Origin of the sequence: Thioclava sp. ES.031 (genome assembly GCF_002563775.1) — a bacterium.
Lineage (GTDB): Bacteria > Pseudomonadota > Alphaproteobacteria > Rhodobacterales > Rhodobacteraceae > Thioclava.
This window is the reverse complement of record NZ_PDJO01000001.1, coordinates 3,265,884-3,288,761: the sequence shown is the minus strand read 5'-3', so window position 1 is coordinate 3,288,761 and position 22,878 is coordinate 3,265,884. Positions and strand designations below refer to the sequence as shown.

The 22,878-nt window shown below is 64.7% G+C and carries 23 protein-coding genes; 14 read left to right on the top strand and 9 right to left on the bottom strand.

Annotated features, from left to right (window positions below; genetic code table 11):
- Positions 1 to 58 precede the first annotated feature (58 nt).
- From AXZ77_RS15580 to AXZ77_RS15565, 4 genes are all read left to right on the top strand, one after another.
- On the top strand, positions 59 to 2,560 hold the full coding sequence (locus AXZ77_RS15580) for an FAD-dependent oxidoreductase (RefSeq protein ID WP_098411860.1): 2,502 nt from the start codon (positions 59 to 61) through the stop codon (positions 2,558 to 2,560).
- Positions 2,561 to 2,839: 279 nt separating this feature from the next.
- Positions 2,840 to 3,184 carry a carboxymuconolactone decarboxylase family protein gene (locus AXZ77_RS15575; RefSeq protein ID WP_075774118.1) on the top strand — a complete coding sequence of 115 codons (345 nt, stop codon included), beginning with the start codon at positions 2,840 to 2,842 and terminating at the stop codon, positions 3,182 to 3,184.
- Between the two features lie 93 nt (positions 3,185 to 3,277).
- Complete coding sequence (locus AXZ77_RS15570; RefSeq protein WP_098411859.1) at positions 3,278 to 3,793, top strand: calcium-binding protein; 516 nt, start codon at positions 3,278 to 3,280, stop codon at positions 3,791 to 3,793.
- A gap of 109 nt (positions 3,794 to 3,902) precedes the next feature.
- Positions 3,903 to 4,733 (top strand): GH25 family lysozyme, encoded by an 831-nt coding sequence (locus AXZ77_RS15565; RefSeq protein ID WP_098411858.1) that lies wholly within the window; start codon positions 3,903 to 3,905, stop codon positions 4,731 to 4,733.
- An 80-nt stretch (positions 4,734 to 4,813) separates the two neighbouring features.
- On the opposite strand, the gene AXZ77_RS15560 is transcribed toward AXZ77_RS15565, so the two are convergent.
- The 3 genes from AXZ77_RS15560 to AXZ77_RS15550 all read right to left on the bottom strand — a co-directional run bounded on the left by AXZ77_RS15560 (position 4,814) and on the right by AXZ77_RS15550 (position 10,436).
- Entirely contained in the window at positions 4,814 to 5,542 is a 729-nt protein-coding gene (locus tag AXZ77_RS15560) for a hypothetical protein (protein ID WP_098411857.1), read from the bottom strand.
- A gap of 143 nt (positions 5,543 to 5,685) precedes the next feature.
- On the bottom strand, positions 5,686 to 9,015 hold the full coding sequence (gene carB, locus AXZ77_RS15555) for a carbamoyl-phosphate synthase large subunit (protein ID WP_098411856.1): 3,330 nt from the start codon (positions 9,013 to 9,015) through the stop codon (positions 5,686 to 5,688).
- Between the two features lie 182 nt (positions 9,016 to 9,197).
- The gene (locus tag AXZ77_RS15550; protein ID WP_098411855.1) at positions 9,198 to 10,436 is read right to left on the bottom strand and encodes a cyclopropane-fatty-acyl-phospholipid synthase family protein; all 1,239 of its coding nucleotides are present in this window, start codon (positions 10,434 to 10,436) and stop codon (positions 9,198 to 9,200) included.
- Positions 10,437 to 10,679: 243 nt separating this feature from the next.
- Between AXZ77_RS15550 and aspS the strand changes: the two genes are divergently transcribed.
- The gene (gene aspS, locus AXZ77_RS15545; protein WP_098411854.1) at positions 10,680 to 12,458 is read left to right on the top strand and encodes an aspartate--tRNA ligase; all 1,779 of its coding nucleotides are present in this window, start codon (positions 10,680 to 10,682) and stop codon (positions 12,456 to 12,458) included.
- 125 nt (positions 12,459 to 12,583) lie between these two features.
- On the opposite strand, the gene AXZ77_RS15540 is transcribed toward aspS, so the two are convergent.
- Both AXZ77_RS15540 and AXZ77_RS15535 read right to left on the bottom strand, forming a co-directional pair.
- Entirely contained in the window at positions 12,584 to 13,060 is a 477-nt protein-coding gene (locus AXZ77_RS15540; protein WP_098411853.1) for a hemerythrin domain-containing protein, read from the bottom strand.
- 70 nt (positions 13,061 to 13,130) lie between these two features.
- The gene (locus tag AXZ77_RS15535; RefSeq protein ID WP_098411852.1) at positions 13,131 to 13,841 is read right to left on the bottom strand and encodes a response regulator; all 711 of its coding nucleotides are present in this window, start codon (positions 13,839 to 13,841) and stop codon (positions 13,131 to 13,133) included.
- A gap of 169 nt (positions 13,842 to 14,010) precedes the next feature.
- On the opposite strand from AXZ77_RS15535, the gene mce reads away from it, so the two are divergent.
- The 3 genes from mce to AXZ77_RS15520 are packed head-to-tail and all read left to right on the top strand — an operon-like array spanning position 14,011 to position 15,420.
- The gene (gene mce / locus AXZ77_RS15530) at positions 14,011 to 14,415 is read left to right on the top strand and encodes a methylmalonyl-CoA epimerase (protein ID WP_078548426.1); all 405 of its coding nucleotides are present in this window, start codon (positions 14,011 to 14,013) and stop codon (positions 14,413 to 14,415) included.
- Positions 14,415 to 14,684 carry a DUF1467 family protein gene (locus tag AXZ77_RS15525; RefSeq protein WP_083075783.1) on the top strand — a complete coding sequence of 90 codons (270 nt, stop codon included), beginning with the start codon at positions 14,415 to 14,417 and terminating at the stop codon, positions 14,682 to 14,684. The genes mce and AXZ77_RS15525 overlap by 1 nt, the downstream gene beginning before the upstream one ends.
- A 58-nt stretch (positions 14,685 to 14,742) precedes the next feature.
- Complete coding sequence (locus AXZ77_RS15520; RefSeq protein ID WP_098411851.1) at positions 14,743 to 15,420, top strand: DUF4396 domain-containing protein; 678 nt, start codon at positions 14,743 to 14,745, stop codon at positions 15,418 to 15,420.
- A 22-nt stretch (positions 15,421 to 15,442) separates the two neighbouring features.
- Here the strand turns inward: AXZ77_RS15520 and AXZ77_RS15515 are convergent, their stop codons facing one another.
- Both AXZ77_RS15515 and AXZ77_RS15510 read right to left on the bottom strand, forming a co-directional pair.
- The gene (locus AXZ77_RS15515; RefSeq protein ID WP_078520480.1) at positions 15,443 to 16,138 is read right to left on the bottom strand and encodes an EI24 domain-containing protein; all 696 of its coding nucleotides are present in this window, start codon (positions 16,136 to 16,138) and stop codon (positions 15,443 to 15,445) included.
- Positions 16,135 to 16,737, bottom strand: a complete 603-nt coding sequence (locus AXZ77_RS15510; protein WP_098411850.1) for a nitroreductase — start codon at positions 16,735 to 16,737, stop codon at positions 16,135 to 16,137. Before AXZ77_RS15510 ends, AXZ77_RS15515 begins: the two co-directional genes overlap by 4 nt.
- A gap of 108 nt (positions 16,738 to 16,845) precedes the next feature.
- On the opposite strand from AXZ77_RS15510, the gene AXZ77_RS15505 reads away from it, so the two are divergent.
- Positions 16,846 to 17,094, top strand: a complete 249-nt coding sequence (locus tag AXZ77_RS15505) for a DUF167 domain-containing protein (protein ID WP_098411849.1) — start codon at positions 16,846 to 16,848, stop codon at positions 17,092 to 17,094.
- Between the two features lie 27 nt (positions 17,095 to 17,121).
- Here the strand turns inward: AXZ77_RS15505 and AXZ77_RS15500 are convergent, their stop codons facing one another.
- Positions 17,122 to 17,388: a hypothetical protein gene (locus AXZ77_RS15500; protein ID WP_098411848.1), complete on the bottom strand. Its 267-nt coding sequence runs from the start codon at positions 17,386 to 17,388 to the stop codon at positions 17,122 to 17,124.
- A 142-nt stretch (positions 17,389 to 17,530) separates the two neighbouring features.
- Here AXZ77_RS15500 and AXZ77_RS15495 point away from each other — a divergent pair, with 142 nt between their 5' ends.
- From AXZ77_RS15495 to cysK, 5 genes are all read left to right on the top strand, one after another.
- Complete coding sequence (locus AXZ77_RS15495) at positions 17,531 to 18,277, top strand: M48 family metallopeptidase (protein ID WP_176536056.1); 747 nt, start codon at positions 17,531 to 17,533, stop codon at positions 18,275 to 18,277.
- A gap of 99 nt (positions 18,278 to 18,376) precedes the next feature.
- Complete coding sequence (locus tag AXZ77_RS15490) at positions 18,377 to 19,705, top strand: DUF2254 domain-containing protein (RefSeq protein ID WP_098411846.1); 1,329 nt, start codon at positions 18,377 to 18,379, stop codon at positions 19,703 to 19,705.
- A gap of 77 nt (positions 19,706 to 19,782) precedes the next feature.
- Positions 19,783 to 20,076, top strand: a complete 294-nt coding sequence (locus AXZ77_RS15485; RefSeq protein WP_098411845.1) for a DUF6455 family protein — start codon at positions 19,783 to 19,785, stop codon at positions 20,074 to 20,076.
- Complete coding sequence (locus tag AXZ77_RS15480) at positions 20,076 to 20,336, top strand: DUF6455 family protein (RefSeq protein WP_098411844.1); 261 nt, start codon at positions 20,076 to 20,078, stop codon at positions 20,334 to 20,336. The genes AXZ77_RS15485 and AXZ77_RS15480 overlap by 1 nt, the downstream gene beginning before the upstream one ends.
- 94 nt (positions 20,337 to 20,430) lie before the next feature.
- The gene (cysK, locus tag AXZ77_RS15475; protein ID WP_098411843.1) at positions 20,431 to 21,396 is read left to right on the top strand and encodes a cysteine synthase A; all 966 of its coding nucleotides are present in this window, start codon (positions 20,431 to 20,433) and stop codon (positions 21,394 to 21,396) included.
- On the opposite strand, the gene AXZ77_RS15470 is transcribed toward cysK, so the two are convergent.
- Positions 21,351 to 22,769, bottom strand: a complete 1,419-nt coding sequence (locus AXZ77_RS15470; protein ID WP_098411842.1) for a serine hydrolase — start codon at positions 22,767 to 22,769, stop codon at positions 21,351 to 21,353. The two genes, cysK and AXZ77_RS15470, sit on opposite strands and share 46 nt — an antisense overlap.
- Between the last annotated feature and the right edge of the window lie 109 nt (positions 22,770 to 22,878).

Sequence of the window (22,878 nt, the reverse complement as noted above, 5' to 3'; positions counted from 1 at the left end):
GTTTGCGAATATGAGGGTCAATCTGCCCCTACGTCCGTATCGGCAAGGAGGCCCCGCGATGAAAACCCATGTGAAAGCTTTGGTCGTCGGTGGCGGCGCGGTCGGGTGCGGTGTCGCCTATCACCTTGCCAAGGCGGGCTGGGAGACGCTGCTGATCGAGCGCGACGAGCTGACCTCGGGCTCGACCTGGCACGCGGCGGGTCTGCTGCCGCTGTTCAACATGAGCTACGCGACGACCCATATCCACAAATACTCGGTCGATTTCTACAAGACGCTGGAAGCCGAGACCGGGCTGAATGCGGGCTTCGCGATCGTGGGCAACCTGCGCATGGCGCAGACGCAGGAGCGGATGGACGAGTACAAGCTCTATTCCTCCGTCGCCGAGACCGCGGATGTCTATCACGAGTTCCTCACGCCCGCGCAGATGAAGGAGCGCTGGCCGCTTCTGAACACCGAAGACCTCAAGGGCGCGCTGTTCCACCCGCAGGACGGCTATATCAACCCCGCCGACGTGACGCAGGCGATGGCCAAGGGCGCGCGCCAGCACGGTGCCGAGATCGCGCGCAAGCTGCAGGTCAACGCCTATCGCTGGACCGGCTCGGAATGGGTCGTCACGCTCGAGAAGATGGTCGAGAAGGGCGGCAACCTTGTCGGCTCGGGCGAAGAGATCGAGATCCGCGCCGAACATGTCGTGACCTGCACCGGCAACCACGCGCAGCGCACCGCGCGCCTGCTGGGCATCAAGATCCCCGCGATCCCGGTCGAGCACCAGTTCATCGTCACCGATGCCGACCCGGCGCTGGTGAAATGGCGCGCCGAGGGTAACCCCGAGCACCCGGTGCTGCGCGATGCCGATGCGAAATGGTATGTCCGCGAAGAGCGCGGCGGCTGGATCCTCGGCCCCTATGAGCGCAACGCCCCCGCGCGCTTCCTCTATGACGTGCCGGAGAGTTTCCGCGCCGATCTGTTCCAGCTCGATCTGGAGCGTATCGAAGAAGAATACATGTCGATGATCCATCGTCTGCCGACCTCCGAGGAAGTTGGTCTGAAGGACGATTTCAACGGCCCGATCTGCTACACCCCCGACGGCAACCCGCTGGTCGGCCCCGCGCCGGGGCTGCGCAACATGTGGCTGGCGGAAGGCTTCTCCTTCGGCATCACCGCCGCGGGCGGCACCGGTTATTACCTCGCGCAGATGATGGTCGAAGGCGAAGCCGAGATCGACATGGCTTCGCTCGATCCCAAGCGCTACGGCAGCTGGATGACCACCGAATACGCGGCGCGCAAGAACGAAGAGGCCTATGAGCACGTCTTCATCCTGCACCACCCCGATGAAGAGCGCGAAGCCTGCCGTCCGCTGCGCACTGCCCCCGCCTATGATCGCCAGATCGCGGCGGGCGCGCAGATGGGCCAGACCAATGGCTGGGAACGCCCGAACTATTATGGGCCCAAGGATGCGCCCTCGAGCTTCGACCATGACAGCCGCTCGTTCCGTCGCGGGGAATGGTGGCAATATGCCAAGGCCGAGGCCGAGGCTTTGCGCGACACGGCCGGTCTGATCGACGCCTCCGCCTTCACCAAACATATGGTGCGCGGCCCCGGCGCGACCGCCTTCCTCGATGCCTTCACCTGCAACAAGCTGCCGAAAGTGGGCCGGATCAACCTGACCTACGCGCTGACCGAAGCCGGCACGACCCGCACCGAATACACGATCGTGCGTCTGGCCGAGGATGAGTACTACCTGATCTCGGCGGGCGCCTGGACCGATTACGACGGCGACTTCCTGCGTAAATCGATCGAGGATTTCCGCGCCGCGGGCGGCGACTATGTCGATTGCCACGACGTGACCACCCAATGGGGCGTCTTCGCGCTGGCGGGTCCCAATGCGCGCAAGATCCTGCAGGAGGTGGTCAAGGACGCCTATCCGGAGACGGTGCTGTCGAACAAACGCTTCCCGTGGCTCTCGATGCGCAATATCGAGCTGGGCATGTGCCCGGTCCGCGCCGTGCGCGTGGCCTATACGGGCGAGCTGGGCTGGGAACTGCATCACCCGGTCGAATTCGGCCGCTACCTCTGGGATCTGCTGGTCGAAGCGGGCGAGAAGCACGGGATGAAGCTGGTGGGCGCGCGCGCGCAGAACTGGCTGCGTCAGGAGAAGAGCTACCGCGCTTTCGGCAACGAACTGGGCCGCGACGCGACCCCGCAGGAAGCCGGTCTCGACCGCTTCATCGACCTCGAGAAGGAGTTCACCGGCAAGCAGGCGATGCTCGACACCGGCATCCGCTCGAAATGCGTGACGCTTCTGATCGACGGGCCGGACGATGCCGATCCCTGGGGCAAGGAAGTCATCAAACAGGATGGCGAGCGCGTCGGGCGTCTGACCTCGGGCGGCTGGTCGGTGGCCTTCGGCAAGCAGATCGGCATGGGCTATGTGCGCCCCGATCTGGCCGAGCCGGGCACCAAGCTTTCCGTGCGCATCCTCGGGGCCGACTATCCGGCGGAAGTGACCGAGGACAGCCCGCACGATCCGAGCAACGCGCGAATCCGCGTCGACGGCTGAGCCTGTCTATCGATTGAGACCGGAGAAGGGGGGCGCTGCCCCCCTTTTCGCTGCGCGAATTCACCCCCCGGGATATTTGCGCCAAGGCGAAGGGGGAAACTCTGCTGTCTTCGGCTTGGTGAAAATATCCCGAGGGAGGCGCGCGTCTCGCGCCGGGGGCGGAGCCCCCTCAACTTTGGTCACATCACGCAGCGCCTTCCCGTTGGCTTGACGCAGGTCAAGGATTTCGCCCGCGCCCCGTGTCACGCCGCGAGGGACGAAATGCGAAGGAGACCTGCGATGAGCTACAAGGCGAAAATCGACGAGATGCGCAACGAGCTACGCGTGATGAACAAGACGATCCCCGACGCTGTCGGCGGCTTCGGTGTGCTGTCGAAAGCGGTGAAGGAGAACGGGCCGCTCGATGTGAAAACCAAGGAATTCATCGCGCTCGGCATGGCGGTCGTGCTGCGTTGCGAGCCCTGCATCATGTTCCATGTCGAGGCGCTGATGAAGGCGGGCGGCACGCGCGAGGAGCTGGGCGACGTGCTCGCCATGGCGATCCAGATGGGCGGTGGCCCGGGCGTGATGTATGCCGGTCACGCGCTGGCCTGCTGGGACGAGCTGGCCGCCGCGAAAGGCTGAGCGGCCCCGCTCTGCGACATGTTGTCAGGCCCGCGCCGGAAAGGCGCGGGCCGTTTCGTTTCATTAGCGACATGAGTAATGAAGGACAGACAGATGAAACGCATCGCTTCTCTCGCCGCCCCGTTTGCCGCCGCATTGCTGCTCGGTGCCGCTCCGGGCCTCGCGCAAACCGCCCCGGTGCCGGGGCAGGAATTCCTCCTGCAATGGGATCTCGATGGCGATGGTGGCGTCACGCTGTCCGAAGCCCGCGAGCGCCGCGGCGACATTTTCACGATGTTCGACGCGAACGAGGATGACACCTACTCCGTCGCGGAAATCGCGATGATCGACGAGCATAAGGAAATGGAACGCGCGGCCGGCAAAGGTCCGGGGCATCAGATGCCCGAGGGCATGGGGCAGGGGCCCGGCAAGCGACAGGGTCAGGGCCGCAACGCGATGCGCGCGGGCCACGATATCCCGACCGCCGAGGGGCTGCGGGCCTTCGATGCGAATGGCGACGGGGTGATCTCGCGCGCGGAATTCGTGGGCGGCACCGATCGGTGGTTCGCGATGCGCGATCGCAACGGTGATGGCATGCTGACCAAGGCCGATTTCGGCCCCCGGAGTTAAGCGAGCCCTCCTAGGCGAAGCCTCGCCGATGTCAAATGACGCCCGTCTGTCAGCGATGACAGGCGGGCGTTTGCATGAGAGGCTGGGAAAAAATCACGGGGGAGTGAGCATGGGGATTTCGCGCAGGTTATTCGTCTCGGGCGCAGCCTTGACCTTGGCGGGCTGCGGCGGCGCGCCCAGCGGCAAGCAGGCCAAGCTGATGCGTCCGGCGGTGTTGTCGGCGTCGAACTACCGGGCGAGCGGCATCCCTGCGCGCTTCGGCGATACCGACCCGCATGATTGGGAAGGTCTGGCGCCGGCGCGGTTGCCGGTGCACGGGATCGACGCGGCGCGCTATCAGGGCGAGATCGACTGGCGCCGGGCGCGCGCGGCGGGAGTGTCCTTTGCGTGGCTCAAGGCGACCGAGGGCGGCGATCACTCCGATCCCGGTTTCCACATCAACGCGACCCGTGCGCGGGCGGCGGGCGTGCCGGTCGGGGCCTATCACTTCTACTATTTCTGCCGCTCCCCCGAAGAGCAGGCGGATTGGTATATCCGCAACGTCCCGCGCCGCCGGGGCGATCTGCCGCCCGTGCTGGATATCGAGTGGAACCACACCTCGCGCACCTGCCAGCGTCGTCCCGCGGCCCATGTCACCCGCGCCGAGATGCACCGCTTCCTCGCGGCCCTGACGCGGCATTACGGCACGCGCCCGGTGATCTACACGACGATCGATTTCTGGCGGGACAACGACCTGTCGCGCTTCTCGGGCTATGAGATGTGGCTGCGCTCGGTCACCGCGCACCCGATGGAGCGCTACCCCGGCGCCGATTGGAGCTTCTGGCAATATAGCGGCACGGGTGTCGTGCCCGGCGTACCCGGAACGGTGGACATGAACGCGTTCGGGGGCTCTCCGGCGGCGTGGCAAAGCTGGCTCGCCCGGCGGGCGCAGCGGGCTTGACAGCTTGCGTCGCGCGCAGCGGGTATGAAAAAGGGCGGCCTTGGAGCCGCCCTTGTCGTCATCATAAGCCCTGCGGATGATCAGGCCGCGAAGCCGCCTTGTCCCGGCAGGTAGTGCAAAAGATCGCGCTGCTGGAAGGTCGCGCCTTTGTTCGGGCCGAAGGTGAATTTCGCACCGATGGAGATGAAATCCGAAGACCCGCCATAGCCCATGTCGAGATGGCCGACAGTGCCGTTCAGCGTGAGGGCGTCGTTCACACGGTAATCCATCCCGAAGGAGGCGCGGTTGGTGTTCAGGAACGAGACGTTGAAGTTGGCGAGGTCCGCTTTGAACTCGATGTGGTCATTGAGCGTGTAGCGCCCCGAGACGCCGTAGAGGTCGCCTTTCGTGCTCAGTTCCTTGACCCGCGTGAAGTAGGCTTCACCCCAGAAGGCCCCGATGCTGTGGCCGACTTCAACGCCGTGGTAGTTCGTGCCCTCGCCGTTGATCGTGTCGCGCCCGAAGAAGACGCCAAGAGCGGTCGCTTCGTTCGGATGATAGATCGTGTGCAGAGCGACATTGTTGGAATCGATGTCGAAACCGGCGCCGTTGCCGAAATTCGCATAGGCGAGGTCGCCTTGCACGGAGAAGGCCGGGCCGAAGCCGACTTCCGCGGAGCCCGTGATCGAACGTTTGCCGAGCGCGAAATAGAAATCGTTGTTCACGAGATCCGAATAGCCAAGCTCGATCGAGCCGCCTTTCAGATCCGCCGCGTTCGAAACGGTCGGTGCGAGCGCGAGCAGTGCTGCCGCGATAAGAGAGACTTTCATGATGTGTCCTGCCTATTCAAAGCGTTAAGGCGACACTCATAGGCAAGGGGCGTGCGCGAACAACGTTTGGTGTGGTGAAAAATGAATGTCCTCCGAAGCTTGTGCTTCGGAGGACACATGTTCTTTCGCCGTGGTGTGATCGCTTACTGCAGCGAACGCACGTTCACCTCGCCCTCTTTGCGGCTCTTGATCGCCGAGACGGCGGCGATGGAGGCGGCGGCGGTGGTGAAGTAGGGGATCTTGTCATAGAGCGCGACCGCGCGGATGTCACGGCTGTCCGAGATCGCCTGGCTGCCGTCGGTGGTGTTGAAGACGAGGTCGATCTCGTCATTCTTCAGCCGGTCGACGATGTTCGGGCGGCCCTCATAGACCTTCAGAACCTTCTCGCTTTCCACGCCATGCTCGGCGAGCCATGCGGCGGTGCCGCCGGTCGCGACGATGGTGAAGCCCATCGAGACCAGCGAGGCGGCGGCTTCGGCCAGATCGTCGGTCTTGTTCGAGTCCTTGATCGAGAAGAACACGCGGCCGCTTTCGGGCAGCACGGTGCCCGCGCCGAGCTGGGCTTTCCAGAAGGCCGAGGGGAAGTCGCGATCCCAGCCCATCACTTCGCCGGTGGAGCGCATTTCCGGGCCGAGCAGCGTGTCGACGCCCGGGAAACGGGCGAAGGGCAGCACGGCTTCCTTGACCGAGAACCACGGCGTTTGCGGATCGGCCAGCGTCAGCGGATCGGCGAAGGGCAGCGGCGTGTCGGGGCCGACGCCTTCGGGGTAGGGCGGGCGCGCCGGGAAGGCCGACAGCTTCTCGCCCGCCATCAGGCGCGCCGCGATCGACGCGATGGCCGAGTCGGTGGCTTTCGCGACGAAGGGCACGGTGCGCGAGGCGCGCGGGTTGACCTCGAGGACGTAGATGTCGCCGTCCTTGATCGCGAACTGCACGTTCATCAGGCCGACCACGTTGAGGCCCTTGGCCATCTTCTCGGTCTGCACCTTCAGTTCGGCCACGATCTCGGGGCTCAGCGAATAGGGCGGCAGCGAGCAGGCCGAGTCGCCCGAGTGGACGCCCGCTTCCTCGATATGCTGCATGATGCCCGCGACATGGACGCTTTCGCCGTCGCAGAGCGCGTCCACGTCGACCTCGATGGCGCCCGCCAGATAGCTGTCGAGCAGCACCGGGTTGTCGCCCGAGACTACCACGGCTTCCTTGATGTAGCGCTTGAGGTGATCGAGGTCGCGCACGATCTCCATCGCGCGGCCGCCCAGCACGTAGGACGGGCGGATCACCAGCGGATAGCCGACGCGGCCCGCGATCTCGAAGGCCTGCTCGTCCGAGCTTGCGATGCCGTTGACGGGCTGCTTCAGGTCCAGGCGGTTGAGCAGGTCCTGGAACCGTTCGCGGTCTTCGGCGAGGTCGATCGCGTCGGGCGTGGTGCCGAGGATCGGAATGCCTTCGGCTTCCAGCGCGTTCGCGAGTTTCAGCGGCGTCTGGCCGCCGAACTGCACGATCACACCGTGCAGCGTGCCGTTATCCTGCTCCACCCGCAGGATTTCGAGGACATGCTCCAGCGTGAGCGGCTCGAAATAGAGGCGATCCGAGGTGTCGTAGTCGGTCGACACGGTCTCGGGGTTACAGTTGACCATGATGGTCTCGTAACCCGCATCGGTCAGCGCGAAACAGGCGTGACAGCAGCAATAGTCGAACTCGATCCCCTGGCCGATCCGGTTCGGACCGCCGCCAAGGATGACGACTTTCTTGTTGTCGGAGGGCCGTGCCTCGCATTCGACCTCGCCCATCGCGGGGGCTTCATAGGTCGAGTACATGTAGGGTGTCTGCGCCTCGAATTCGGCGGCGCAGGTGTCGATGCGCTTGAAGACCGCGGTGACGCCGAGGTTGCGGCGGGCGCGGCGGACCTGCGCTTCGTCGCGGCCGGTCAGCGTGGCCAGACGTGCATCCGAGAAGCCCATCATCTTGAGATTGCGCAGACCCTTCTCGTCGAGCGGCAGGCCTTTCTTGCGGATCTCGTTCTCGGCCTCGACGATTTCGCGGATCCGGTCGAGGAACCACGGATCGAAGGAGGTCGCGTGCTGGATCTCGTCATTGCTCAGACCGTGGCGCATCGCCTGTGCGATCAGGCGCATCCGGTCGGGCGTCTGCTGCGAGATCGCCTTGATGACGGCGGCCTTCTCGGGCGCGCCTTCGATCTCGATTTCGTCGAAGCCGCTGAGGCCCGTTTCCATCGAGGCCAGCGCTTTCTGCACGGATTCGTGGAAGGTCCGGCCGATCGCCATCGCCTCGCCCACCGATTTCATCGCGGTGGTCAGTTCCGGCTTGGAGCCTGCGAATTTCTCGAAGGCGAAGCGCGGGATCTTGGTGACGACATAGTCGATGGTCGGCTCGAAGGAGGCGGGCGTGACCTTGGTGATGTCGTTGTCCAGCTCGTCGAGCGTGTAGCCCACGGCCAGCTTCGCCGCGATCTTCGCGATCGGGAAGCCGGTGGCCTTCGAGGCCAGCGCCGAGGAACGCGACACGCGCGGGTTCATCTCGATCACGACCATGCGGCCATCTTCGGGGTTGATCGCCCATTGCACGTTCGACCCGCCGGTCTCCACGCCGATCTCGCGCAGCACGGCGATCGAGCCGTTGCGCATGATCTGGTATTCCTTGTCGGTCAGCGTCAGCGCGGGCGCCACGGTGATCGAGTCGCCGGTATGGACGCCCATCGGATCGACGTTCTCGATGGCGCAGACGATGATGGCGTTGTCGGCCTTGTCGCGCACGACCTCCATCTCGAATTCTTTCCAGCCCAGCAGCGACTCGTCGACGAGGATCTGGCTCATCGGGGAGGCGTCGAGGCCCGAGCGGCAGATGCGCTCGTAATCTTCGCGGTTATAGGCGACGCCGCCGCCGGTGCCGCCCAGCGTGAAGGCGGGGCGGATGATCGCGGGCAGGCCGATGTGCTCCAGCTCGAGCAGCGCCTGACGCACGCCCTCGTTGACGTCATAGGTGCCGTTCTCGCGCTTGGGCGAGGACACGATGGTCGCTTTCGGGTTCTCGAGGCCGATCCGGTCCATCGCTTCGCGGAAGAGCTTCCGGTCTTCGGCCATCTCGATCGCGTCGCGGTTCGCGCCGATCAGCTCGACGCCGAATTTCTCCAGCACGCCCATATCGGCGAGCGACAGCGCGGTGTTGAGGCCGGTCTGGCCGCCCATCGTCGGCAGCACCGCGTCCGGGCGCTCGGCCTCGATGATCTTGGCGACGACTTCCGGGGTGATCGGTTCGATATAGGTGGCGTCGGCGAGCCCTGGATCGGTCATGATCGTCGCGGGGTTCGAGTTCACGAGGATGACGCGGTAGCCTTCTTCGCGAAGGGCTTTGCAGGCCTGTGCGCCCGAATAGTCGAACTCGCAGGCTTGCCCGATCACAATGGGCCCGGCGCCGATGATGAGGATTGACGTGATGTCTGTTCTCTTCGGCATGGGAATCCCCTCTGGTCACTGCGCAAATTGAGGCGCTTTATACGCAAAGGGTCAGGCGTCGCAAGAGGGTCAGGACGCGATAGCCGGGTTGCAGGGTGACGCGAGGGCGCGCGCCCAAGCCTGTCGGGCGCTGCGCCGGGGGCCGCGCGGCGTAAATTCGGCCCGGTGAGGGAGAGGCTGGCCTATTCGGCGGCCAGCCGATGTTCCTGTTCGTCTTCGTCGCGATAGAGGTAGTCGCGCGTCAGCGGCACGTCGCCCACCTCATGGGCCAGCTGATACTGGAACACGACCTGCCCGCCGTGGCGGAAGGCCATCTCCGAGGCCACGAGGTAGAAGCGCCACATCCGGCAGAACCGCTCGTCGTAAAGTTCGCAGGCCTTTTCGATATTCGCCTCGAACCGGTCGCACCAATGTCTGAGCGTTTCGGCGTAATGCAGCCGCCAGACCTCGAGATCGGTGGTAATGAGCCCTTCATGCTCGAGCGCGTTCGACGCTTCGGACATGGCCGGGCAATAGCCGCCGGGGAAGATGTATTTCGTGATGAAATCGGCGGTCGCGCCACCGGGGCCCGAGCGTCCGATGAAATGGATCAGCGAGACGCCGCCCGGTTTCAACAGCTCGCGCACCTTCGAGAAATACTCGCGGTAATGCGGTACGCCCACATGTTCGAACATGCCGACCGAGACGATCCGGTCGAACTTGTCGGTCACATCGCGGTAATCGGTCAGGCGGATGTCGATCTTGTCTTCGAGGCCGGCCTCCTTCACCCGTTTGCGGGCCAGCGCGTGCTGTTCGGTGGACAGCGTCACCCCCACCACGTTCGCGCCGAAATCGCGCGCCAGCGTCAGCGCCATGCCGCCCCAGCCGCAGCCGATATCGAGAACGGTCATGCCCGGCTCGATCAGCAGCTTCTTGGCGATATGGTGTTTCTTGGCCTCCTGCGCCTCTTCCAGCGTCATGTCGGGGCGCTCGAAATAGGCGCAGCTATATTGCCGGTCCTCATCGAGGAAGAGGTCATAAAGCTCGCCCGACAGGTCATAGTGATGCGCGACGTTGGTGCGCGCCTTGTTCACCGGGTTGAACTGGGCGAAGCGGCGTCCGAAGAAGCGGCTCGCCTCGCGGGGCTTCTCGAACCACGGCATGCCCGAGCCGGTCTGATTGCGGATCGCAAGCGCGAGGAAGCCACGCAGATCGTCATTCGCGATCGTGTAGTCGCCATTCATATATCCTTCGCCGACACCGAGATCGGGCCGCAGTACGATCCTGCGCGTCACGTCGGGGTTTTCGATGGTGACGCGGACCGGCTCTCCGGTGCCGTCGCCATAGCGTCTGAGCGTCTCGTCCGAATAGACGAGTTCGAGCGTGCCCCTGCGGATCAGGTGGCGCAACATACGGTCGAGAAGCGAGTCCCAAGCTCTCATGCGGTCTCTCCGGATCTTGCCGGGGCTTGGCAGGCTCCAGCGTTGGCCTTCACGACGGCAACCTTTGTGAAATTACCAAAGTTCCCGTTGTCTCTGAAGTTAACCGAAAATTTACATTTTTTCGAGCCACGCGCGCGTGAACAGCTCGAGACGGGTCTGTGTGCCTCCGCACAGCTTGACTTTTGCGCGCTCAACGGGTGTATCGGCGCGACTATACGCAATTCTCGATCCGGGGAGCCTCCCATGCATGCCTTTCGCAGCCATACCTGCGCCGATCTGAGCGCCGCCAACGCCGGTGAGACCGTCCGCCTTGCGGGCTGGGTCCATCGCGTGCGCGATCACGGGGGGGTGCTCTTCATCGATCTTCGCGATCATTACGGTATGACGCAGGTGCTCTGTGACGGCGACAGCCCCGCCTTCAAGACGATGGAGAAGACGCGCTCCGAATGGGTGATCCGCATCGACGGCACCGTGAAGCTGCGCGACGAGAGCCTGATCAACCCGAAGATCCCGACCGGAGAGATCGAGGTCTATGTCCGTGACATCGAAATTCTGGGCGAGTCCGAGGAACTGCCGCTGCCGGTCTTCGGCGAGCTGGAATATCCCGAAGAGACCCGTCTGGCCTATCGCTTCCTCGACCTGCGCCGCGAGAGCCTGCATGACAAGATGATCCTGCGCTCCAACGTCGTGAAATCCATGCGCAAGCGCATGTGGGACGCCGATTTCAACGAGTTCCAGACGCCGATCATCACCGCGTCGTCGCCCGAAGGCGCGCGCGACTTCCTCGTGCCCTCGCGCCTGCATCCGGGCAAGTTCTACGCGCTCCCGCAGGCGCCGCAGCAGTTCAAGCAGCTGATCATGGTCGGCGGCTTCGACAAGTATTTCCAGATCGCGCCGTGCTTCCGTGACGAAGACCCGCGCGCCGACCGCTCGCCCACCGACTTCTATCAGCTGGACGTCGAGATGAGCTTCGTCGAGCAGGAAGACATCTTCAACACGATGCAGCCGGTGATCCAGGGCGTGTTCGAGGAATTCGCCGATGACCGCACCGTCGATCCGGTCTGGCCGCGCATTCCCTACGCCGAGGCGATGCTGAAATACGGCTCGGACAAGCCCGACCTGCGCAACCCGATCGAGATGCAGGTGGTCTCCGATCACTTCCGCGACTCGGGCTTCGCGATCTTCGCCAAGCTGCTCGAGCAGGACGGCACCGAGATTCGTGCGATCCCGGCCCCCACGGGCGGCTCGCGCAAGTTCTGCGACCGGATGAACAAGTTCGCGCAGGAGCAAGGCCTGCCGGGCATGGGCTACATCTTCTGGCGCAAGGGCGAGGATGGCTCGCTCGAAGGCGCAGGCCCGCTGGCCAAGAACATCGGCCCCGAGCGGACCGAGGCGGTCCGCGCGCAGCTGGGTCTGGGCGAGGGCGATGCGGCCTTCTTCCTCGGCGGCGCGCCGTCGAGTTTTGAGGGCGTCGCAGGCCGTGCGCGCAACGTGATCGGCGAAGAGCTGGGCCTGACCGACAAGACCAAGTTCAAGTTCGCCTGGGTCGTCGACTTCCCGATGTACGAGGCCGATGACGAGGGCAAGATCGACTTCTCGCACAACCCGTTCTCGATGCCGCAAGGCGGGATGGAGGCGCTGGAGGGCGACCCGCTGCAGGTCAAAGGCTACCAGTACGACCTCGCCTGCAACGGTTACGAGATTCTCTCGGGCGCGATCCGGAACCACAAGCTCGAGACCATGTACAAGGCGTTCGAGATCGCGGGCTACCCGGCATCCGAAGTCGAGAAGCGCTTCGGCGGCATGGTCAAGGCGTTCAAATACGGCGCTCCGCCGCACGGTGGTTGCGCCGCCGGCATCGACCGGATCGTGATGATCCTCGCCGATACCGCGAATATCCGCGAAGTCATCATGTTCCCGATGAACCAGCGCGCCGAAGACCTGATGATGGGCGCGCCGTCGGAGCCGATGAACGAACAGCTGCGCGAGCTGCGCCTGCGGGTTCTGCCGCAAGAGGACTGATCCCGGCGATCGCTTGAAATCAAGAAGGCCCCGCTCCGGATCGAGCGGGGCCTTTCTTTTCGGCTTGGCGGAAATATCCCGGGGGGCTGGCGGAGCCAGCGGGGGCAGCGCCCCCTGCGCCGCGATCAGTCTTCGAGGTGATCGTTGAGCTTGTCGTCGACCAGCGTCAGTTCCTTTTTCTTGCGGCTCAGGAAGCGCTCGCCGTAGCCGTCGATCTCGGAGCTGTCGATCACCTCTTTCGCGCGCTTGAAGATGTCTTCTTCTTCCTCGTCGATATGGTGATTGTAGTCATGCGCCAGGGTGTTGAACTTGTTCAGCCAGCCGGGGCTCGACATGTCCATGCCGTTGAGCTCTTCGAGCAGGTCGTCGATCTCGGCATGTTCCTCGACCGAATGGCGCGCCGCATCCTGCCCCCAGGTCTTGGTCATCAGCTTCGAGTAGAAGGTCTCTTCCTCGGCGGCGCCGTGGGCCTTCACGTCGTTGTAGAATTCGGCCCAGGCTTTCTTGCGCGCGTCGCTCGCACCGGTGGTGTCGGCGATGGTCTTGAGAAGGGCGCGATGGTGGTCGTGGTCCTTTTTGATTTCGTCATAGATCGAGGGCATCGGGGTTCCTCCGTTGGATCGATTTTCAGTCGGAGCAACGCGATGTCGGAGAGGCGGTTCCGCAGCTGCGTCAGAACGCCCCGGCGGCCGCGATCCGCGCGTCCAGGATCTGCGTGACGCGGGTCATATCCTCGCGGGAGGGGCCGCCGGATCGTCTCAGGCGCTGCGCCGCATCGTCCAGCGCCGCATCATGGGCCGAGCGCGCGATGCTATGAAGGAAATGCGCGGCATAGGGCAGGGCGCGCGCATCCGCCCCCTTAGTGTCGCGCAGCAGTTCCGAGAGGTGCTGCAGGTCGTCGCGCAGCGCGAGCGGGTCCGGTGCGATCACAAGATCGGCAAGCGCGCGCAGGCCGAGCGGTCGCATCTCTTCGGGCAGGGTCGACAGGATCGCTTCCTGAAACACGGCGAGGCTTTCGATCGGCTTTTCCAGAAACCCGTCCGCGCCCGCAGCGAGGGCCGCGCTTTTCAGGTCGGGGTCGCCCGAGGTCCCAAGGACCACCGGATGCGGCCCGCGCGTCCCGCGTATCTCGGCGATCAGGTCGCTTCCCGAGCCATCGGGCAGGCCCATATCCACGATCACGATCGAGGGCCGATAGGTCTTGAGATGCCGATCTGCCGAGGCGAGGCAATCGGCGCGCCGGATTCGCGCCCCCGAGCGCAGGCACAGCAGCGGCACGGCTTCCGAGGCAAAGCGGCTGTCTTCCACCAGAAGTACCGTCAGCCCGGTCAGGGGGCGTTCGGGTGTCGGCATGCGGGTCAGGGTCGGGATCGTGTCGCTCATGTCATGGCCCCTTCGGCTGCGATCGGATTCGGCTTGTCCGATCAGTAGGGCGCAGATTGCCTAACACTGGGTTAATCCGAACCGGGTTCACAACTGCCACCGCAAGGCTTGCGCGAAGCCGCGCGCCCGGCTACCCCTTTTAACGCCCGCGTTACCGGAGGAGACCCAAATGATCGGACGCCTGAACCATGTCGCCATTGCCGTGCCCGACCTCGAGGCGGCCTCGGCCAAGTATCGCGACACGCTGGGTGCCAATGTCGGCGCGCCGCAGGACGAGCCCGATCACGGCGTCACGGTCGTCTTCATCGAGCTGCCCAACACCAAGATCGAACTGCTCTATCCGCTGGGCGAGGACAGCCCGATCAACGGCTTTCTGGAAAAGAACCCCGCGGGCGGCATCCATCACATGTGCTTCGAGGTGGAGGACATCCTTGAGGCGCGCGACAAGCTGAAAGCGGATGGCGCGCGGGTTCTGGGCAGCGGCGAGCCGAAGATCGGTGCGCATGGCAAGCCCGTGCTGTTCCTGCACCCGAAGGACTTCAATGGCTGCCTGGTCGAACTGGAGCAGGTCTGATGAGCCTCACCGGCGGCATCATCCTCTTCGCAGTCATCTGGTTCATGATCTTCTTCATGGTCTTGCCGGTGCGGTTGAAGACGCAAGGCGATGTGGACGAGGTCGTGCCGGGCACCCCCGCAGGCGCGCCGCATGAGGCGCATCTGGGCGCGAAGGTGAAGATCACCACCATTGTCACCATCGTGCTCTGGGCGATCATCGCGGCGGTGCTGCTGTCGGGGATCATCACCTTGGAAGATATCGACTTCTTCGGGCAGCTGCGCCGCTAGGCACGCAGGGAACCCAGTAAAGCGGAGCGAGTTGGGAGGTTATTGAAAGGAGCCTCCCATGACACCAAACTGGTTTACCGTTCTGAGCTGGTTATCGCTTGCTGTAGGCGTTCTCTCATTTCTCTATCTTCTCGTTCAGATGCGTCGGAATCCGCCACATATGGCGATCATGGCATGGGTCTGGCCGATTTGCGGGTTGTTCGGCGGACCGCTGGTCATCTGGCTGCATGGCCGCTTTCCGGGCCATGGCAATGCGCCCTTCCCGGTCTCGGTCGCGAAGGGAACGCTCCATTGCGGCGCAGGCTGCACTCTCGGCGATATTCTGGCCGAGAACCTCGCGCTCGCCGTCCCCGCGGTTCTGATCGCATTCGGCTGGCCGGGTTTTTGGGAAGACAAGATCTTTGCGGTTTGGGGGCTCGATTATGTCTTCGCCCTCGCGATCGGGATCGTGTTCCAATATTTCTCGATTGCGCCGATGCGCGGGCTTGGCCTTGTCAAAGGGCTCAAAGAGGCGGCGAAAGCCGATGTCGCTTCGCTCACCTCCTGGCAGGTCGGCATGTACGGGATGATGGCGATCTTCCAGTTCGCCGTGTTCAAAGGGCTTTGGGGCGCCGAGATCAACGCCGCCGACCCGGAATTCTGGTTCGCCATGCAGATCGCGATGATGGCCGGTTTTGTGACCGCCTATCCGGTGAACTGGCTGCTGATCCGCAAGGGCATCAAGGAAGAGATGTGAGCGGCGCCTCGGCGCCGCCCCGTCACCCGCGGCGACCGGTGATCGCGTGGAACAGGTGGGTGAAGCCCGCAGCGCCCAGAACCGGCACGAAGAGGTTCACCAGCGGGATCGAAAGCGGCACCGCCATCAGCGCGCCCGCGGCCCAGATCGTGACTTTGTTGCGCTCGTAAAGTTCGAGTGCCGCTTCGCGCTCCATCCGCCGGAAGGCCGCCATCTGGAAATATTCACGCCCCAGGAGGTAGCCGTTCAGCCCGAAGAACAGAAACGGAGCCAGCGGGATCACGAAGGGGTAGATCATCAGGGCGATGATGTTGGCCGCGAGGATCACCCCGAAAAACCGCACCGTGTCGCGCATGCCTTCGGCGAAGGTCAGTTTGCGCACCGGCGGCAGGGTCGGGTAATGGACGTCCTCCACCATCTCGGCCACGTCTTCGAGGAAGAAGCCGGTGAAGGCGGAGGCCACGGGCACCATCAGGAAGATCGAGGCAAAGAGGATCACCCCTGCCGAGACGATCGACAGCGCTGTATCGATATGGCCGACCTCGCCGATGAAGGGCAGCGAGAAGCTGTCCGGCACCAGCCAGCCGATCAGCATCACCATCGCCACATAGATCGCGACCAGAAGGCCCAGCGAGAGGGCCACGCCGAAGCCCACGACTTTCATCGCACCGGGCCGCAGCAGGTCGGCCCAGGCTTTCACATAGCTTGAGATGATCATTCCGAGATCCGCGTGGTGATCGCGTCGAGGTCGGGGCGCGGGCGTTCGGGAGGCGCGATGCCCTCGGTGCCCAGATGGATGAAGCCCGCGACGCTTTCGCCGTCCTCGAGGCCCAGCATCTCGCGCCCGAAGGCTTCGTCATGCGCGGCCCAGCCGGTGAGCCAGTTCGCGCCCCAGCCCGCGGCGAGAGCCGCATTCAGCAGCGACAGGCAGACCGCGCCCGCCGAATAGACCTGCTCGACCTGCGGCACCTTCTCGCTTTCCTTGGGCGAGAACACCACTGCCACGCAAAGCTGGCTGTCATGGAATTGCTTGCCCGCCTTGGCGATCTTCTCGTCAGTCAGGCCCTGCGCCTTCGCGCGGCTCTCGGCCTCGGCGCCCAGACGCTGCGCGGCCTCGCGGGCGATGGTGATGAAGCGCCACGGCTCCAGCTTCCCGTGATCGGGCGTGCGCGCGGCGGCGGTCAGGATCTCGCGCAGCGCGGCCGCGTCGGGGGCAGGGGCCTTCAGGGTCTTGGCCGGGCGCGACCGGCGGGTCAGAAGGAAAGCCATCGCCGCATCGTTGCGCTCGGCCGGGTTCACTTCGGGCAGTTCAGTCATGAAAATCTCCGTCTGTTGCGCCAGATATCGGGCGCTCGGCGCGCGATTGCAACCGCAGCATTGGCAACTGGCTTGTGCGCCATTGAGCAGGGTCTATGCTGCGCGGCGATGACGGATCTCAGCCACCTTGCCATTCCGGGCAGCGAAATCGCGCTGCGCGTGACGCCGAAAGCGTCGCGTAATGAGATTCGGGAAAGCGAAGAGGGGCTTCGGGCCTATGTCACGGTCGTGCCGGAGAACGGCAAGGCCAATGCGGCGGTCGTCAAATTGCTGGCGAAGGCGCTGGGCGTCGCGAAATCGCGGCTGACGCTGATCCGGGGCCAGACCGCGCGCGACAAGGTGTTCCGCCTCGATTGAGCGGGCGCTGTGGCGCGGGCAGAGGCCTCAGCCATCCTCGCTGGAGGCGCTGCCGGTCTGCTTCAGGCGATAGACGCCTTCGGGCAGGTTGAGCGCCGCCGCGAGTTCGCGCAGCTGGGCATGGCTGAAGGTGATCGTCTGCACCTGCTCGGTCTGCTCGTCGAGCTGTTCGACCACGACGCAATCCTCGAAGGAACTGATCGTGATGTCTTCCTGCAGATAATCAAGCGGATCCGCCCCCTCGTCGACAAGGGTGATCACGGTCGCGTCGAATTCGTGTTCGATGGTAAACATGCTCTCATGCTAGCGCGGCTTTTCGATCCGAAAAAGCGAAATCACGCCGGCGCTTGCAGGCGATCACGTGCAGGAGGCTATGCTGCTGCGGGCCAAGTCGTTAAGCTGGGGGAAATCCTCTTTCAGGGGCGCTTTCCCGCCGATGCCTTCCTTCCGTTTTCTCCTCGTGATCCTGTCGCTCGCCGTGACGCTGCTTTCGGGCTGCGTGCCGACGATGACGCCTATGCAGCGCGTTCCGGAGACCGAGATCTCGCCCGAAGACAGGCAACGCGCCGAAGTGGCCGTAGCGCGGCTGGTCGATGTGGGCGAGCGGATGGAGCCGCAGATCGAGCAGGAATGCCGAAAGCGCACGCGCAAGCTCAACTGCGACTACCTCTTCGTGGTCGATGACCGGCTCGATCTGGATGCGAACGCGTTTCAGACCACCGATCGCTCGGGCCGCCCGGTGATCGGGGTGACGCTCGCGATGATCGCCGAGGTGCGCAATGCCGACGAGCTGGCCTTCGTGATCGGCCACGAGGCCGCCCATCACATCGCCGGTCATATCGCTCAGCGCGAACGCGATGCGGCGGTGGGGGCGGCCTACATGGGCCGCGCGGTGCAGGCGCAGGGGGCCGATCCCCTGACCGTGCAGCGCGCGCGCAGGATCGGGGCCGAGATCGGCTCGCGGCTCTATTCCAAGGATTACGAGCTGGAGGCCGACCGGCTCGGCACGATCATCACATGGGATGCGGGCTACGATCCGCTCAAGGGCGCACAGTTCTTCCTGCGCCTGCCCGATCCGGGCGACAAGATGCTGGGCACCCATCCGCCCAATCAGCTGCGCTTCGACGTGGTGCGCGACACCGTCGCCCAGTTGCGTGCGGGCAAAATCCCGGCGGGCAGCTGAGGGAACCCGTTCAGGGCCTGCGCACTTGAGATTTGACATAGAGGCCCCCGGCAAAGGCGGGTCCGGGACGCGGGAACTGGGGACGGGAACACAGAACCAATGGCAATCTTTTCGCGACTGCGCTGGCGGCTGAAGGTCATCCTGCGCGAGATATGGGTGCGGGTGACGGCCTTCGGTGTGCTGGGGGTCCTGACCGCGCTGGGGTCGGCGGGCTTCGGCTATCTCGTGCCGGCGGATCTCGGCTACAAGATGGGGGCGGGCTCGGTGGAGCCGATCCTGAAGATCATCGCGACCGCGATGCTGACGGTCACCACCTTCTCGCTGCAGATCATGATCACCGCGTTCAGTTCGGCTCAGACGGGGGCGACGCCGCGCGCGATCAAGCTGATGCAGACTGACCGCGTCACGCAGAACGTGCTGGCGAGCTTCATCGGCTCTTTCGTCTTCTCTCTGGTCGGGATCATCGCGCTCGAGACGGATGTCTATGACGACTCGGGGCGGTTCATCCTGCTGCTGGTGACGCTTGGCGTGGTGGCGATGGTGGTGATCTCGCTGTTGCGCTGGGTGCAGCATCTGAGCGAATTCGGACGCTTGGGCGACGTGATCAGCCGCGTCGAGAGTGCCGCGAGCACGGCGCTGAAGGCACGCTGCGCGCGGCCGTGGATCGGTGGCAAGGAATGGGAAGACCCGCCCGTGGGTGTCTTCGGGATCACCTCGACGCGGACCGGCCATGTGCAGCATGTCGATATGGGCGCGCTGCAAAAGGTCGCCGAGGCGCATGACTGCCGGATCTGGCTTTGCGCGCGGCCCGGCGAATTCGTCCATGGGGCGTCTCATCTGGTCCAATGCGATGCGCTGCCGGGCGATACCGAGACCCGCGAGGAGATCGAAGAGGCCGCGCGCGACGCCTTCACCATCGACCATGCCCGCGACTATGATCAGGACCCGCAATTCGGGTTGATCGCGCTGGCCGAAATCGCCTCTCGTGCGCTTTCGCCTGCGATCAACGACCCCGGCACTGGTATCGACATTCTCGGGCGACTGGCGAGGGTTCTGGCCGAATGGCACCCGCCGAACAGCCCCGAATGCGTGTTCGACCGCGTCTATGTGCGCGCGGTGACGCCCGAGCAATATACCGAGGACGCTTTCGCTGCGATCGGACGCGACGGTGCGGGGCATCTGGAGGTCGCGCTGCGCCAGCAGGAAGTGCTGGAAGCCCTGGCCGAGATGCATCCCGCTCATTTCGGTCGTTCCGCTGCGCATCAGGCTCTGCGCGCCGCCGCCCATTCGCAATCCGCGATGACGCTGAAATCCGACCGCGCCGCGATTGCGCAGGAAGCGCAGGCGCTGGCGGCGCGTTTCGCCCCCGAAATCGACTGCAATGTCGGGCATGAAATCGACGGCGACAGTTCGGATCGCAACGCTTGATCTGAATCATGTCGAACCAACGGCCCCTGCGGCAGAGTCACCCCATCACCGGGATGACTGTTTCGAGGGAGGCTGCCATGACTGCTGCCAAACATCTCAATCGCCACGCGGCGATGATGAATCGGATGGCCCAGCAGATGGGGGGCGACCTCAGCACGGAAATGGCTGCCGGTCGGCTCAGTGCCGAAGGCTGGAGAGACGCGCTGATCCGCTGCACCAAGTGCCGCGAGGCCGGGGCCTGCCTGCTCTGGCTGGCCGAGCATGACCCTCAAAGCAACCCCGCGAAGGCCCCTCCCGCCTATTGCGAAAACCGCCTGATGATGTCGCGGCTGCGCGCCACCATCGGCGCCGAACCCCAAGGAGTGGAATGATGGGAATGCAAAGCGAAATCGATCTGAACTTCTGGGTGACGCGCGGCATGGCGCGGCGTCTTGGAGTGAATATTACCGAAGCGATGCATGACGGCTTTCTCACGCAAGCCGACTTCGCCGAGATGATCACCACCTGCCGCACCTGCGGGCGCACCGAATTCTGCCTCGCCGTTCTGGCGGAGAAGGGCGAAGGCCCGCAGGCCATCCCCACGGATTGCCCGAATTACGAAGTTCTGACCTCCCTGCGCGCCCTGCAGTAACAGGGCGCGTCGCCGTCGCGCGTCGCTTTTGCCTTTCCCTCGCTCCGCCTATGGCTATCTGATGGGCTGCAGCAGACTGAAAGGGAGCGCGCGCATGGCACATATTTACGAAGACAATTCGCTCAGCATCGGAAACACGCCGCTGGTGCGGCTCAACCGCATGACCGAGGGCGCGGGCGCGACCGTTCTGGCCAAGATCGAGGGGCGCAACCCGGCGTGGTCGGTGAAGTGCCGCGTCGGTGCGAACATGATCTGGGACGCGGAGGAGCGCGGTGTGCTCGGCCCCGGCAAGGAGATCGTCGAGCCGACCTCGGGCAATACCGGGATCGCGCTGGCCTTCGTCGCCGCCTCGCGCGGCATCCCGATCACGCTGACCATGCCCGACACGATGAGCATCGAACGGCGCAAGCTGCTTCTGGCCTATGGCGCGAAGCTCGTGCTGACCGAAGGCGCGCAGGGCATGAAGGGCGCGATTGCCAAGGCTGAGGAGATCGCGGCCTCCGATCCCGACCGCTACGTGTTGCTGCAGCAGTTCAACAACCCCGCGAACCCCGAGATTCACGCGAAGACCACCGGTCCGGAGATTTTTGAGGATACCGATGGCGTGGTCGATATCTTCGTCGCGGGCGTCGGCACGGGCGGCACGATCACCGGCGTTTCGCGCTATCTGAAAAAGGAAAAGGGCCTGTCGGTGATCTCGGTCGCGGTCGAGCCCGAGGCCAGCGCGGTTCTGTCGCAGGCCCGCGCAGGCGAGGCGCTGCAGCCCGGTCCGCACAAAATCCAAGGCATCGGGGCGGGCTTCGTGCCGCAGGTGCTCGACATGGATCTCGTGGACCGGATCGAGCAGGTCAGCAATGACGAGGCGATCGAGACCGCCCGGCGGCTGGCGCGCGAAGAGGGCATCTTGGCCGGGATCTCCTGCGGCGCGGCTGCTGCTGCGGCCCTGCGCCTCGCGCGTGAACCGGAGAACGCGGGCAAGACCATCGTCGTCGTGCTGCCGGATTCGGGCGAGCGTTACCTGTCTTCGGCGCTGTTCGAAGGGATGTTCGACGAGGCGTGAGCCGTGGCCTTCGCCGCGTCCAGCAATGCCGCCACCAGTTTCTGCGGGCGGTAGTTCAGGTCCGACGGCGTCAGCCCCATCCGCACCACGACCATATCGGCCGAGGGGATCACCGTGACGGTCTGCCCGTCATGCCCCTCGAGCCAATAGGTGTCGGCAGGCAGCCCGAACCGCGCATCATCGCCCGCTTTCTGCTGATTGCTCGGCCCCGCGAGCCAGGTCATGCCCTGCCCATAGACCCTGTCGGTCGGTGCGGGCGTATGCATCCGCTGCACGAATTCGGCGGGCAGCAATTGCCGGCCGTCCCATTTGCCATCCTGTAGCAGGAACTGGCCGAAGCGCGCCCAGTCCCGCGCGGTGGCGTAGAGGTAGGAACTGCCCACAAAGGTCCCGGAGGCATCGGTCTCGAGCGTGGCGGAGCTCATCCCGAGCGGGTCGAACAGCTTGCGGCGCGGCCAGGCGAGCGCGGTGGAGGTGTCGCCCACCGCATTTTGCCAGATGCGCGACAGCAGCACGGCGGTGCCGCTGGAATAGCTGAAATGCGTGCCGGGCGGATGATCGAGCGGCTGCGAGGCTGCGAATTTCGCCATGTCCGGCTGGAGATAGAGCATCCGCGTCACGTCCGAGACGTCGCCGTAATCCTCGTTGAAGTGCAGCCCGCTCGACATCGACATCAGCTGCGCAACGGTGATCTTCGCGCGGTCGTCGCCACGCCATTCGGGCAGCAGGTCGCTTTGGTCCATCCGCAGCTTGCCCGCCTCGATCGCGGTGCCGACAAGGGCCGCGGTGACGGTCTTCGTCATCGACCAGCCCAGAAGCGGCGTCGTCGCATCGAAGCCATCGCCGTAGCGTTCGGCGACCAGCTTGCCATCCCTGATCACCACCACCGCGCGCATCCCCGGCCCGGTCAGCGCATCGTCGCGCAAGACGGCTTCGAAGCGGCCTTGCCCGGTCAGGTCGGTCTGCGCACCGGTGGGCCAGAGAGCGGCGCTCGTGCTGGGTCCCGGCGCCGACGGGGCGCTTTGATCGCGGGCGGCGGCCAGATTGCCATCGGGGAAGGTTGCACAGCCGAGGCCCACGCGCTCTTCGGCGGTCGTGGGTGCGATGATCCCGGCGAAGGCGGACCGGACCCGGCCTGCCTGGCGGTCGGCGCTGACCCAGAAGGCGCGCAGCAACGGATTGCCCGGCGCCTGCACATCGGTTTCGAGAACCTCGTCGGGGTCGCGGCCCTGCAGCACCTGCGCCGAGCAGGTGATCTTCGCGCTATAGCCAGCGCCCACGCGCAGCAGTTCCGGCGGCACGATCACCGCGTAGAGCACCGCCACCACGACAAGCCCGCCGATCCCGGCAAGCACCGCTTTCCATCCCCGCATCTCGTCCTCCCTCGGGTTCCCGCCGCGCCGGACGCGCCAAGTCACCCGCCTGTTTGCGCTCGTGCTGTAGTTTTGGCAAAGCGCGCGGCCTTGCCAAGAGGGCGAGGCG